The organism is Reyranella sp. GW821-FHT14A01 (assembly GCF_058803965.1).
Genome location: NZ_JBXAPM010000010.1, coordinates 250,768 through 264,170, shown reverse-complemented (window position 1 = coordinate 264,170; position 13,403 = coordinate 250,768). Strand labels below are relative to the sequence as shown.

Here is a 13,403-nt window from a genome sequence, read left to right as displayed (position 1 = left end):
GACCGTTGCGCCTCCCGTCGAGGAGACGCTCCATGAATCCCATCCGCCTCATCCAGGGCTGCACCGCCTTTATGGTGGCTGCAGCGCTCGCTGCTTCGGCCTTTGCCCAGAGCCCGCCGACGCGCCTGCGCGGCACGCTTTCCGCGATCGACGGCAAGACCGCCACCATCGCCACGCGCGAAGGCACCACCGTGGAGGTGAAGCTGGCCGATAATTGGAGCGTGGCCCTGGTGGGCCCGCTCGCCCTGTCGGACATCAAGGAGAACAGCTTCGTCGGCGTCGCCTCGATCAAGGGGCCCGACGGCAGCCAGAATGCGCTCGAGGTCCTGGTGTTTCCCGAAGCCGCCCGCGGCAGCAACGAAGGTCACTATCCGTGGGATCTCCAGCCCGAGAGCATGATGACCAACGCCACGGTGGCGACCGTGGCGGCCGGCGGTGACGGGCAGACGCTGACGCTGAAATACAAGGACGGCAGCCAGGTCATCAAGGTGAAGCCGGGCACGCCGATCGTGACCTTCCTGCCGGGCGAGCGGAGCGACGCAAAGGTCGGGGCAAAGATCTTTGCCGGCGCCGCGAAGGCGGCGGACGGCACATTGACCGTCACCCGCCTGCTGGTCGGCAAGGACGGTCTCACGCCGCCGATGTAGGCTGTCGATGCCATCCTGAGCAAACGAAATAAACGAAACAAACGAATCAGACGAATCGGACTCGGCGGCTCCTGAATCATATGTTGCGGTGACCGTTGACGGCTCAATGTTGCTCGCCGGTACTTCTCAAAAACCTATTTCAACAGCCTGCTAAAGGCGCCAGAGCGTGACGTCCTGGGGCGTCGCGGCGCGGTCGAGAAGGCCGGTGACGTCGGCCACGAAGCCGCCGGGGGCGGGCTTCAGCAAGGGCTTCACCAGCGACCAGCCGCCTTCGCGATAAAGGCGATGGGCGACCGCGAGCACGACGGCATCGGCGGGCTCGAGCTGGTCGAGCGGCGTCAGCCGGAGATCGTACTCCTCGCGCAACAGGCCGCCGTCGGCCATCGGATCGTGAAGCTGCACCGTTACCCCGAAATCCTCGAGTTCGCGCACGATGTCGACGACGCGCGTATTGCGGATATCGGGCACGTTTTCCTTGAAGGTGACGCCCAGCACGGTGACGACGGGGCGGCCGTTACCGGCATGGCGCATGACGCTGCGCAGCACCCGGTTGGCCACATGCACGCCCATGCTGTCGTTGACGCGTCGACCCGAGTGGATGACGTGCGGATGGTAGCCCACTTCCTCGGCCTTGTGGGCGATGTAGAAGGGATCGACGCCGATGCAGTGCCCGCCGACCAGGCCGGGCTTGAACGGCAGGAAGTTCCACTTGGTGCCGGCGGCGTCGAGCACGTCGCGCGTATCGATCCCCAGCCGGTCCGAGATCAGAGCCACCTCGTTGATCAGCGCGATGTTGATGTCGCGCTGGGTATTCTCGAGCACCTTGGCGAATTCGGCGACCTTGATCGATCCGGCCCGGTGGGTGCCGGCCGTCACGACCGCCCGATAGGTCGCATCGACGATGTCGAGCGTCTCGGGCGTGTCGGCCGACACGATCTTCAGGATGTTGTCGAAGCGGCGTTCCTTGTCGCCGGGATTGATGCGCTCGGGCGAGTAGCCGACGTTGAAGTCGGTCTTCCACTTGAGCCCGGACGCCTTCTCCAGCACGGGAATGCAGATGTCCTCGGTGACGCCGGGATAGACCGTCGACTCGTAGACCACGATGTCGCCGCGCTTGAGCGTCCGGCCGATCGTCTCCGAGGCGCCTTTCAAGGGAGCCAGGTCGGGTTGCTTGCTGGCGTCGATCGGGGTCGGCACGGTCACGATGTGGAAGTCGGCCGCCGCCAGATCGCGGGGATCGGAAGAGAACCGCAGGCCGGGTGCCGTGAGCCGGGCCGGCTCGACCTCGCCCGTGCGGTCATGGCCGTGGGAGAGTTCGGCGATGCGGCGGGCATCGATGTCGAAGCCCAGTACCTGATAACCGATGCGGCCGAAGCCGGCGGCGACGGGCAGGCCGACGTAGCCGAGCCCGATGACGGAGATGTGCCGTTTCATTCCCGGGATTTCTGACAGGTCACGCCGTCGCTGGCATCCAATTTCAGCGGTCTTTCCCGGCCGGCGGCTCGTCGCGGGCGAGCTGGCCGAGCTGGGCGATCATGCCCGCGACGTAGAGGCCGAGATTGGCGGCGATCCAGACCATACCCAGCACGTCGCCGTAGCCTAAGGTCATGCCGGCGATGTCGAACGGCACCGGCGGCTTCAGATAGAACGCGATGTTGGCCGCCAGGAAGAGGCAGCGTACTTCGGTCAGGCCGAAGCCGGCGCTGGCGAGATGGAAGGTCCGGGCGACCTCGGCGCGCAGCAGGCCCTGGGCGGTCATCATGAAATAGGTCGCGAGCCCGATGGCGGCGACGTCCATGCGAACGAACCCGGACAGGCCGAGGCCGATTGCGAACAGGAACTGGCTCAGCACGTCGATCGACTGGTCGAGGAAGAAGCCGTAGCGCGGCCGCTCGATGCCGCGTCGGCGGGCGATGGCGCCATCGAGGGAATCGCCGAACCAGTTCACGATCAGGGCCGCGTTCACGACCCAGAGCCATGCCGGGTTCCCGGCGGCGCACGTGTAGGCGGCGCACGCGACGATGGAGGCGGCAAAACCGAGAGCGGTCAGGAAGTCAGGCGACATCCAGCGTGGCAACCGGGGGGCGATCCATGCGATAAGCCATTGCTCCGGCACCGATAGCCAGCCTCGGTTGGAACGTGTGAGGGGGATTTCTCGGTCCGTCGGCATGGTCTGCAGAGAATAGCCTACCCCATGCCGCTTCGTATTGTACCCGGGACCGTTCTTGCCCTCGTTGATACCGAAAAGCCCCTGGGCGCGCCGGCTCGTCTATGAATTGGTCTACGCTTGGCCGGGCAGCCGTCAGGCGACGGCGTTCAACGTCGGTCTGGCGCCGGTCGATCCGGCCATTCTCGCCGATCCGGTGCTGGCCGGTGACGCCAGCCAGATCCAGCTCTATGCCGAACTCTTCGCGCTCGCGGGGCTCGATACGGAAACGTGGCGGCAGAGCGCCGTGATCGAGGTCGCGGCAGGCCGCGGCGGCGGGTTGCTCTATCTGTCGAAACGACATGGGCCGCGGACGGTCGTCGGAATCGACGTGTCCGCCGTCGCTGCCCGGCGGGGACGGCAGCTCGGCATCGATCTCCGTCAGGGGGAGGCAACCCGGCTGCCGTTCGAGGATGGGCATTTCGACTGCCTCGTCTGCGTCGACGCGTTGAACTATTTCGTCGAGGAGGAATTCGTCCGCGAGGCAATGCGGGTCCTGAAGCCATCGGGACGATTGTTTCTGGCGGAATCGTCCTCAACCTTCGTCGAAGCCGAAGGACGCTTCCGGCGCCTGGCTCGCCTGGGTGGACTGGCGGTCGACGCGCTGCGCGACGTTTCCGAGGGCGCGAGGCGATCCATTCGCGAGCGTAGCCCGCGCGCCGTTAGGGCGGCGGCCTGGGTGCCGGCGTTTCTCCGCGCCCGCGTGCGCGAGATGCTGATGGTGGAGGGCAGCGAGCGCTATCGCGGTTGGCAGGACGGCGAGCACTGTTTCGCAATGGCCGTGCTGCGCCGGCAGGCGGCTCCCGCCTGAGGGAGGCGCCTGGCCTACCGGCCGACGTGGAAGCGGGTGTCTTTCATACCCCGGCGACGGATCGCCTCGGGCACGAGAAGGCTGAGCCGCGATAGCCAGAAGGGCATGAGGGGAAAGCCGATCATGGCCTTGTTCCGTCGCAGGCCGGCGAGAATCCGTGACGCCGCGTCGTCGGCGGAGATCTCGCCGGGACGGGGCCCAAGGTGCTTGTCAGCCATGGCGGTGGCGACGAAGCCGGGGCAGGCAACGACAACCTGAATTCCCTCCGCCGCGACGGCATCCCGCAACGCCAACCCATAGGACAGCAGCCCGGCCTTGGAGGCCGAATAGGCGGGCGCGTCGGGCAGCGGGACCAGCGAGGCGAGCGACGCCACGAGCACGATGCTGCCGTGCCGGTTCCTCTGCATGGCGGGCAGCACGAGATGGACGATATCGACGGTCGCCAGGAGATTGGTTTCGAGCACCCGTCTCGCGACGCCGCCGCGCTCGACGGTCTCGTCCGCCGCCCGACCGTCGAGGATGCCGGCATTGGCGATCAGCAGGTCGATGGGCGCGGCGCGCGCGACCTCCCCGAGGAAGGCCGCGATCCGGTCCGTGTCCGACATGTCCAGGCTGGCGATCCTGCAGGTCGCGCCTTTCGCCCGGCAGGCGACCGCGACCGCCTCGAGGCGCTCGGTATTGCGGCCAAGCAATGCCAGGGTGCGGCCCGGTGCGGCGAGGGAACGTGCGAGCGCCGCGCCGATGCCGCTGGACGCGCCGGTGATGACGATCGTCGTGAAATCCATGCCGCGGTCAGCGACTGGCGATGGTGCTGACGAAAGAAGAGCCGGTGCGGATCTTCGGCAGCTCCTCGGCCACCGCGCCGATCACCGCTTCGATCTGCTCCGGCGTATGCTGCGACGTGACGAAGAACCGGAGCCGTGCCTGGTTTTCTGCCACGCCCGGGAAGACCGCCGGCACGACGTTGAAGCCGCGTTCCAGCAGGCGCTCGGACAGCATCACCGTCTGTGGCGAGTTGCCGACGATGACCGGCACGACCGATGCGCCAATGCTCAGTCCGGTGTTCAGGCCGCACGCCCTGGCCCGCTCGAGCAAGGCCAGCCCATTGCGGCGGAGCGCGGTCGCACGCCATGGCTCGCGCATCATCACGTCGATGGCCGCCGTCGCCGCTGCAGCCACCGGAGGCGAAAGGCCGACACTGAAGACGAAACCCGGCGATGTGTACTTGATCAGCTCGATGAGGGCGCGGCTGCCGGCAATGTAGCCACCGGCGGCGGCCAGGGCCTTGCTGAGCGTGCCCATCCAGATCTCGACTTCCGTCGGATCGATGCCCTGTTCCTCGGCGACGCCGCGGCCGGTCCCACCGAGCGCGCCGGTCGCATGCGCTTCGTCGACCATCAGCCAGGCATTGTACCGGCGCTTCAGCTTGATCAGGCCGGCGAGATCGGGGACGTCGCCGTCCATGCCGTAGAGACCTTCGACGACGATCAAAGCGCGCCGGTATCGTGCCCGATTGAGCCGCAGCGCGCGTTCGAAGGCGTCGAGGTCGTTGTGCGGGCAGAGGACCCGCTTGGCGCCCGACAGCTTGGCGCCCTCGATGATGCTGTTGTGGATGACGGCATCCGCCACGATGAGGTCTTCGGGGCCCAGCAGTTCGCCGATCACCGACACATTCGTGCCGTGGCCGCTCACGAAGGCGATGGCGTCCTCGGTTCCGCTCAGGCGCGCGAGCGCAGCCTCGAGGTCACGATGCACCTGGCGTTCGCCGGCCGACAGCCGGCTGGCCGACACGGATGTGCCGAACCGGTCGATCGCGGCCTTGGCCGCCGCCGCCACGTCGGGATGTCCGTTCAGTCCGAGATAGTCGTAGGAGGAGAAGTTCGCGACCGTGCGCCCGTCGATCGATGTCGTGTTGCCGGCGCGGCCGTCATGCAGGCGATAGAAGGGGTTGCCGATGCTGGTGAGATCGCCCACGGCTTTCCAGATCTTCAGGATCTCGTATTCGGGCAGCGTGGTGAAGTCGAATTCCCGCCGCTCACCCGTTGCCGGGCCGGCCGGAGCCCGGTGCGGGGGAACGGTGGAATGGCCGAGAGCCTGCCGTATGCGATCGACCGTCTCCTGTGCGGCGTTCGATCGGGGCTGGTTCATAACGGTCCGTCGATCTGCTTGACGCGCTGCATCACGGCCGTGACGGCCGCGCGCTTCTCCGACGCCTTGGCGCCGGCCGCCTGTTCGGCGAAATGGCTCGACGACAGGGTGACCAGCGTGCTCGGTACGGCGTCGCGGGGCGTCTCGCCGGTCACGAGCGGCGTGACGCGGCGCGCGACATCGGCTGGCGTGATGCCGCTGGCCAGCGACATCATCGGCAGCTCGATCTGCAGCGAGGCCTCCACGGTCGTGCGCAGCTCAAGCATCATCAGCGAATCCATGCCGATTTCCGCCAGCGGCCGATGCCGGTCGATTTCCTTGGGAGGCAGGCGGAGAACGCGGGCGATCTCCTCGACCACGATCTCGAGCAGGGCCGCGGTCGCTTCTTCGGGCGGCATGGCGCGCAGCCGCTCGAGGGTAACCGCCGCCTGGCCGGACTGCCGCGACGCACTGCCGGTGTCGATGGCGTTGAAGGTCGGCGCACGCACCGCGGCGAGTTCCCGCCTGGCCATGCCCCAATCGACACGGGCGATCGAGCACGCGTCGACAAGCTGGTTTCCGTCGGCATCGAAGGCCCAGTCCAGTCCGTTCAGCGCCGTGCGGGCAGGCATCAACGTGGCGGCGAAACGCCTCTTCAGGCTGGAGTTCGCCTCGATGTGCCGGGCGAGATAGCCGGCATCCTCGATGGCGCCCCAGGCAACGGCGAGCACCGGCAACCCCTTGGCGCGCAGGCGGCGGGCGATGCCTTCGACATAGGCATTGCCGGCGACATAGTTGAACTGGCCCGGATTGCCGAAGAGCGTGGTGGCCGACGAGAAGAGCAGAAGGTAGTCCAGCGCCAGCCTTCCGGCGATCCGTTCGAGATTCAGGGCGCCGCTGGCCTTGGGTCGCAGCACGGTCTCGAGCGACTCGCGGTCGATCCCCTGGATCAGCCTGTCGTCGAGCACCATGGCGGCGTGGACCAGGCCCTTGATCGGACGCTGACGGCCGAGCTGATCGACGAAGCGATCGAGAACGGCCGCGTCGGCCACGTCGACGGAAGCGATCTCGATGGTCACCCCCTTGCCGCGCAAGGCCTCGACCTGAGTGGCGACGGTCTCGGACAGGTGAGCCGATCGGCTGACCAACGCGATATGACGGGCGCCGCGATCGGCCAGCCATTCGGCCGTTGCGAAGCCGAAGCCGCTCGTGCCGCCGATCACGACGTGCCAACCGTCGGCATCGACGGGGAAGGTGCCGACGGGTGTTTCCGAGACAGTGGCCTGTCGGGCCGGCGTCACGACGATCTTCCCGATATGGCCGGCGCGCTGCATCAGCCGGAATGCCTCGCCGATATGCGCTCCGTCGAAGACGCGATGCGGGAGCGGCGAGAATTGGCCGTCGGCAAAGAGGCCGACGACATCGGCGAACAGTTGCTGCGAAAGCGCCTTGTGGACGCCAATGAGCTGGTCGATGTCGACGCCGAAGTAGCTCAGATTGCGGCGCAACGGCCGCAGCCCGAGATGGGTGTTGGCATAGAAGTCGCGCTTGCCCAGTTCGATGAAGCGGCCGAACGGCTTCAGACAATCCATGGAGCGGATCATCGCCTCGCCGGCCAGCGAATTCAGGACGACGTCGACGCCCTTGCCGCCGGTGAAGCCCATTATTTCCTCGGCGAAAGCCAAGGTGCGGGAATTGCAGACGAAGTCGGCGCCGAGGCTGCGCAGCAGGGCGCGCTTTTCGCCGCTCCCGGCCGTCGCGATGACCGTCGCGCCGAGATGCTTGGCGACCTGCATGGCGGCCAGGCCGACGGCGCCGGCGCCGCCGTGGATCAGCACGGATTCGCCGGGCCTCAGCCGGGCAAGGTGGGCGAGCGAGTAGTAGGCGGTGAGGAATGCGACGGGCAGCGTCGTGGCGTCCTCGTACGACAGCTGGTTCGGCAGCTTGCTGACCGCGAAAGTCTTCGCGACGATGTGGCTGGCAAAGGCGCCGGGGGCGAAGGCGAGGACGCGATCGCCGACCGCCAGATCCTCGACGCCGGGGCCCGCGCGGACGACCGTGCCCGCGCACTCCATGCCCAGGCCCGGACCGGCATAGCCGTCTTCCAGCGCCTCTTCGGGCAGCAGACGCAGGTTCCACATCACGTCGCGGAAGTTGAGGCCGGTGGTCGCCACCTCGATCTCGACTTCGCCGGCTTCCGGCGCCTTTCGCGGCTCCGGAATCCAGCCGAGCGCGCCGCGGCCCGAACCCTGCCGGGTCACGAGCCGCAGCATCATGTCGCTGGCCAACGGCTGGCGCGGACGGGGAGCGGTGGCGCCGCGCTCGATGCGGAAGACGATGCGGCTTTCACCCGAGAAGAACACTTCGCGTTCCTCGCCGGGTACAAGCATCTCGACCGCAGCCCGTTCGACGACGCGCAGACGCGGCTGGCCGGCTAGGCCGAGACAGCGAATGTGCAGGCCCGGATACTCGTTGCGGGCAACGCGTGTCGCCGCGATCAGCGCACACCAGAGCGGCTGCTCGAGCGGAGCCAGCCCACCCGTTTCGCCAAAGTCGACGACGACCCAGAGGCGCGCCGGCGTATCGGCGAGACGGCGGCATTGATCGGCCACTTCATCGAGGCGCTCGGCGAGGGCAGCGACCGGGTCAGCGGCGCCATCGGCGGCGGAGAGAGACAGCACAAAGTCGGTCGTCGCGACCTGGTCGGATCGTGCCGGCTCGGCGCTGTCATGGCCGACGACGGCCCGAAGATCGGCAGCGGCGCTGCCCTGCCAGGAGAAGACAGCCGGTTCGAGGGGCGCTGTGGCGTTACGATCCATGCCGACGCCGGCCAGGCCGCGGACAACTACGCCTATGCGCGCTTCGCCGAGAGCGGGCAGCACTGAAATGCTGCTGAAGCCCGCGGTTTCAAGTTCGTCGATCCATTCCTGATCGGTCAGCAGCGCGCCGACCGGAAACTCGGCGTTGGCCGAGCGGGCCCACCAGCGCCGCCGGCTGCCGCGGACGATGTCCCAGAAAGCGCTGGGTGCCAGCTCACCGGCGATCATCGGGGCGTTGGGACGCAACAGCCTTGTGATGACCGCCATACCGTCGTCGCTGCCGGCGGCGATCTCGCTCAAGGCATCGATGACGAAAGCCAGGTCCAGCGAAGCGGGGCGCACCGTCTCGAGTTGGGACCAGGTCAGGCAACGCACGAGCGAGGCCGAGTCGCCGATGGCGGCGCGCGCCTGTTCCATCCGGTCGTCGTCAAGGTCCGTCAGGATGATTTCGAGATTGGTGAAGCGCGCGCTGAGATCGGCGGCTATTGCGAAATGATCGGCACCCACCATCAACATCCGCAACAGGCGGCCGCTGTCGTGGCGCGATATGGAAGCCGCGACGTCACTCACGACGGCATCGCGCAGCCAGCTTATCTGATTGGAGGCCAGGCCGAGGTTGCGCCAGTGCGGCGAGCCGAGTTCGCTCACGGCCGTCGGGTCGCCGTCGCTCAGCCGGCCAATGATGTTCTCGAGCCGCGAGACGCTGGCCGCTTCGGCGCCCATCGACGGGTGCCGAACGAGCAACGTACTGACGATGGAGTCGATCTCGGGAAGATCGCAAGAGGGGACGAGGGTGCGAACGCCGTCGCGATCCACGGCGAGGTTCTTCGCTTCGAGATGCCACAGAAGGGCGGATCGAAGAAAAGAAGCCCACGAAGCGCCATCGTCGCCGGCCGCCGCTTCATCGTTCTTCGGCGGTTCGACCGGCGGCCGGACCTTGAGGGCAGACCAGGTTGCGCGCAGGGTTCCGGCTTCCAGCAGAAGCAGGGCTTCGGAGAGGGCGGCGGCGCTGCCGGCAGGCCGTTCCACGTCAACATGACCAGGCACGAGCGTCGAGGGCAGGCCCGCACGCTCGAGATGCCAGGTGGTGGTGCGATAGCTGAGCGATTTGGGATCCGCGGCCAGCTCGGCGGGGGCCTCGACGAGCCGGACATTCTGGGCCGAGGTGACGAGTTTTCCGTGTTCGTCCCAGAGGTCGATATCGACGACCATCGAACTCAGCGACTGCCTGAGCGTCCGGGCGGTTACACGGGTGACGATGGCGCCAGCCTCGAACACGCGAACGCAGCCGAAGCGGACGGGCAGCATGCGCTTCATCGGCATGTCCGCGACGCCGGCTTCTTCCGCGGCGAAGAGCGCATGGAAAGCGGCATCGAATGCCGTGATATCGACGATCTGCGTGCCGTGCACGAGCGCATCGGGCCGGTCGAGGCTGCCGATCCCGAATTTCGATTCGGGGAAAACGACCTGCCGGACACGCTGAAACGTCGGACCGTAGGTGAAACCGAGATCGCTGGCCCAGGCATAGACGCTGCTCTTGGGGACGATGACGGCATGGTCCGGTACGGCCGGCGGAAGGGTCGCCTTGCCGGCAATCGGCGAGCGCCCGACGATACCGCGGGCATTGAGGGTCCAGCCGGCGCCGCTGCCGCCGCGCTGCCGCGACAGCAATTCGACGACACCCGTTTCGTGGGCGAGCCGGGTGGAAATCTCGAACGAGATGCCGCCTTCGAAAACGAGCGGCCGAAGGATATCGAGGTCGCGGAGCTCCAGGGCTCCTTCCGGATGGATCTCGCGGGCCACCGCCAGCATGGTCTCGACGTAGGCCGTTGCCGGAAGGACAGGAACATCGCCGACCTTGTGGTCGTTTATCCAGGGATAGAGTGCGGGATCTACCGTGGAAAACCACTCGGAGCCGTCCCGCCGCGGCCGCGCGCCGAGCAGCGCATGAGCCGGCGGCATCAGGACCGTGCTGGCCTCGTCCGTCGGGGACACCTTGAAGTGGGTATGCTGCCAGGGATAGAGGGGCAGGGCGACGGCGGTCGCCGGCGCCGGGCCGAAGAACCGCTGCATTTCCACCTTGCCGCCGGCCAGCGCGACCTTGGAGGCGGCCCGCTCGACCGGATCGAAGGCGGACTGGCCGTCGCCCTCGGTCAGGGTTTCGATGACGATGCCGCGCGTGCCGGCTTCCCGGAAGGCGTCGCGCACGTAGCTGGCCAGAATGGGCCGCGGTCCCACCTCGACGAAAACGCGCATGCCGTCGTTTAACAGGCCGTTCAGAGCCGGTTCGAACTGGACGGGCTCGCGGACGTTGCGCCACCAGTGATCGGCACCGAGCGTCTCCGGAGACACCGCTGCGCCGGCCACCGACGACACGAAATTCTTATGGAAGGGTAGCGGGCGGAGCCCCTCCAATTCGCGCAGGAGCGGGCCGCGAACGGGATCGATCAGTGCGCTGTGGAACGGATAGTCGAGATCGAGGCGTCGTGCGCTGATTCGCATCTCGGCCGCTGCCTGGAGCACGCGGTCGATGTCCGCGATGGTTCCCGACACCGTGACGCTGCGCCAGCTGTTGATCGCGGCGATCTCGACGCCGGGGGCGCCGGCGGTCTTCAGAAAGCGTCGTGCCTCGCGGTCGCTCAGCATCAGCGCCGCCATGCCGCCGCTGCCGCGAACGTTCTCCTGGTTGCGGCTGCGGGCGATCACGACGTCGATGGCCTGGTCGAGGCTCAAGGCACCGGCACACCAGGCGGCGGCGATCTCGCCAACGCTGTGGCCGAGGGTTGCGCTTGCCACAATGCCCCGCTCTTCGAGAGACCGCACCGTGGCGACCTGCAGGGCAAGCAGCAGCGGCTGCGAATAGGTCGCCCGCCGCAGCCGTGGCGTCAGGTCGTCGGCGAACAGCGTATCGACGATCGACCAGTTCTGGACCCTGCCGAAACGACCGTCGATGTCCTTCAGGGCGTTGCGGAAGACGGGATTGGTTTCCCAGGCATCGCGGCCCATGCCGACCCATTGGGACCCGTTGCCGGAGAAAAGAAAAGTGAGCGGCTGGTCGGTGCCGAGCGCCTGCCCGGTGAGGATGGAGGCGGACTTCTCGCCTTTCACGAAGGAAGCGAGATGATGCCGGACCTCGTCCGTCGTCTCGCCGCGGGCGATCAGGCGGTGTGGCAGCGCGTCCCGGAGATAGGCGCTGGCGGAAATGAAGGCCGTGGCTTCGCGCGTGGTCGCTGGCCACTTCTCGACGTAACGGCCGGCCAGGGCCGTCAAGGCGTCGGCATTGTGGGCCGTCAGCAGCAGCGGCGGCGGCGTGGTCGCCGTGTTGACCTGCACGAGATGCGCCACGGTCCGGTCGCTGCGCAGGATGACATGCGAGTTGGTGCCGCCGAATCCGAACGAATTGACGCCGACCAGCTCGGGACCGCGCTGGTCGGGCAGGCGGCGGTTCTGGGCGATGACCTCGAGATTGAGATCGCCGAACGGAATGTCGGGATTCGGGGCGCGCTGGTGCAGGGTGGCCGGAACCACGCCCCGGTCGAGGGCGATGACGGACTTCAGCAGGCCGGCCAGACCGGACACCGGCTCGAGATGGCCGACATTGGATTTCACCGAACCGATTGGCAGGGGTTGCGTGCGCTTCTGGGCAAGACCCTTGCCGAGCGCATCCGCTTCGATGGGATCGCCGACCCGCGTGCCGGTTCCATGAGCCTCGACGAAGCTGAGATCGGCAGGATCCACCCCGAAGTCGCCATAGACCTGCTCCAGCAGCCTCCGCTGCGACTCGGCGGAGGGCAGCGACATGCCGGTGGTGCGGCCGTCCTGGTTCACGCCCGAACCGACGATCACCGCGTGGATGCGGCTGCGGGCCTTCAGCGCCGAGGACATCGAGCGAAGCACGACCGCGATCGCGCCTTCGGCGCGGACATATCCATCCGCCGACGCGTCGAACGGACGGCAGAGACCGGTCGGCGACAGCATCGACGCGCGGGAAAAGCCGACATAGGAGAAGGGCGACAGCAGCAGATTGACGCCGCCAACGATGGCCGTGTCGATGGTGCCGCTTCGAATCGCTTCAGCCGCGAGGTCCAGCGCGACCAGGGAAGACGAGCAGGCCGTATCAATCGCGAGGCTCGGCCCCCGCAGGTCGAACGTATAGGAGATGCGATTGGCCATGATGCTGAGCGAGTTGCCCGTCATCATGTGCATGCCGGCGGCGGATGGGTCGGCAAAGAAGCGTGCTGCGTGGTCGACCGACGAGGCGCCGACATAGACCCCCACCGGGCTGCCGGTGATGGTCGACGGCCGGATGCCGGCGTGGGCGAGGGCGTCGTGGGTCACTTCGAGGAGATGGCGGTGCTGCGGGTCGACCTGCTCGGCCTCGCGCGGGCTCATGCCGAAAGCGGTGGCGTCGAAGCCCCACACATCATCGATGACGCCGGCAGCGAACGAATAGCTGCGGCCTATCTGCTCGGCGGAGGGATGATAGAATGCCTGGGTCGGGAATCGATCGGGCGTGATCTGTGTGACGCTGCAGCGATTATTGCGCAGCAACTTCCAAAAGCCGTCGCTGCTCCGCGCACCGGGAAGACGGCAGGCGTAGCCGACAATCGCAACCTCGTCCCGACGCGTCATTGAAAGGCTCGTTCGCCGACGCAGCACGACGTCGTCTTCGACCCTATCCACAGCATGTCAAAAGCCCCATTCTCCCCCGGTTCGACGCCCTTACCGCTATTCGTAAGTAACATCAAACTACTGACCTAATATATAGCCTTAAATTGTGTTGTTCCCGCGTC

Annotated in this window: 7 protein-coding genes; 2 read left to right on the top strand and 5 right to left on the bottom strand. The window is 67.1% G+C overall.

What is annotated here, in order from left to right; translation table 11 throughout:
• Positions 1 to 32: 32 nt before the first annotated feature.
• Entirely contained in the window at positions 33 to 647 is a 615-nt protein-coding gene (locus AC1ROX_RS19375; RefSeq protein WP_493128093.1) for a hypothetical protein, read from the top strand.
• Between the two features lie 150 nt (positions 648 to 797).
• Here the strand turns inward: AC1ROX_RS19375 and AC1ROX_RS19370 are convergent, their stop codons facing one another.
• Positions 798 to 2,081, bottom strand: coding sequence for a nucleotide sugar dehydrogenase (locus tag AC1ROX_RS19370; protein ID WP_493128091.1), 1,284 nt, complete (start codon positions 2,079 to 2,081; stop codon positions 798 to 800).
• 43 nt (positions 2,082 to 2,124) lie between these two features.
• Positions 2,125 to 2,712 (bottom strand): CDP-alcohol phosphatidyltransferase family protein, encoded by a 588-nt coding sequence (locus tag AC1ROX_RS19365; protein WP_493128089.1) that lies wholly within the window; start codon positions 2,710 to 2,712, stop codon positions 2,125 to 2,127.
• 142 nt (positions 2,713 to 2,854) lie between these two features.
• Between AC1ROX_RS19365 and AC1ROX_RS19360 the strand changes: the two genes are divergently transcribed.
• Positions 2,855 to 3,664, top strand: coding sequence for a class I SAM-dependent methyltransferase (locus tag AC1ROX_RS19360; protein WP_493128087.1), 810 nt, complete (start codon positions 2,855 to 2,857; stop codon positions 3,662 to 3,664).
• 14 nt (positions 3,665 to 3,678) lie between these two features.
• Here AC1ROX_RS19360 and AC1ROX_RS19355 read toward each other — a convergent pair whose 3' ends face one another.
• The 3 genes from AC1ROX_RS19355 to AC1ROX_RS19345 are packed head-to-tail and all read right to left on the bottom strand — an operon-like array spanning position 3,679 to position 13,242.
• Entirely contained in the window at positions 3,679 to 4,449 is a 771-nt protein-coding gene (locus AC1ROX_RS19355) for an SDR family NAD(P)-dependent oxidoreductase (RefSeq protein ID WP_493128085.1), read from the bottom strand.
• Between the two features lie 7 nt (positions 4,450 to 4,456).
• A complete protein-coding gene (locus AC1ROX_RS19350) occupies positions 4,457 to 5,812 on the bottom strand; it encodes an aminotransferase class I/II-fold pyridoxal phosphate-dependent enzyme (RefSeq protein ID WP_493128083.1) in 1,356 nt (451 codons plus the stop codon).
• The gene (locus AC1ROX_RS19345; protein ID WP_493128081.1) at positions 5,809 to 13,242 is read right to left on the bottom strand and encodes an SDR family NAD(P)-dependent oxidoreductase; all 7,434 of its coding nucleotides are present in this window, start codon (positions 13,240 to 13,242) and stop codon (positions 5,809 to 5,811) included. Before AC1ROX_RS19345 ends, AC1ROX_RS19350 begins: the two co-directional genes overlap by 4 nt.
• Positions 13,243 to 13,403 lie beyond the last annotated feature (161 nt).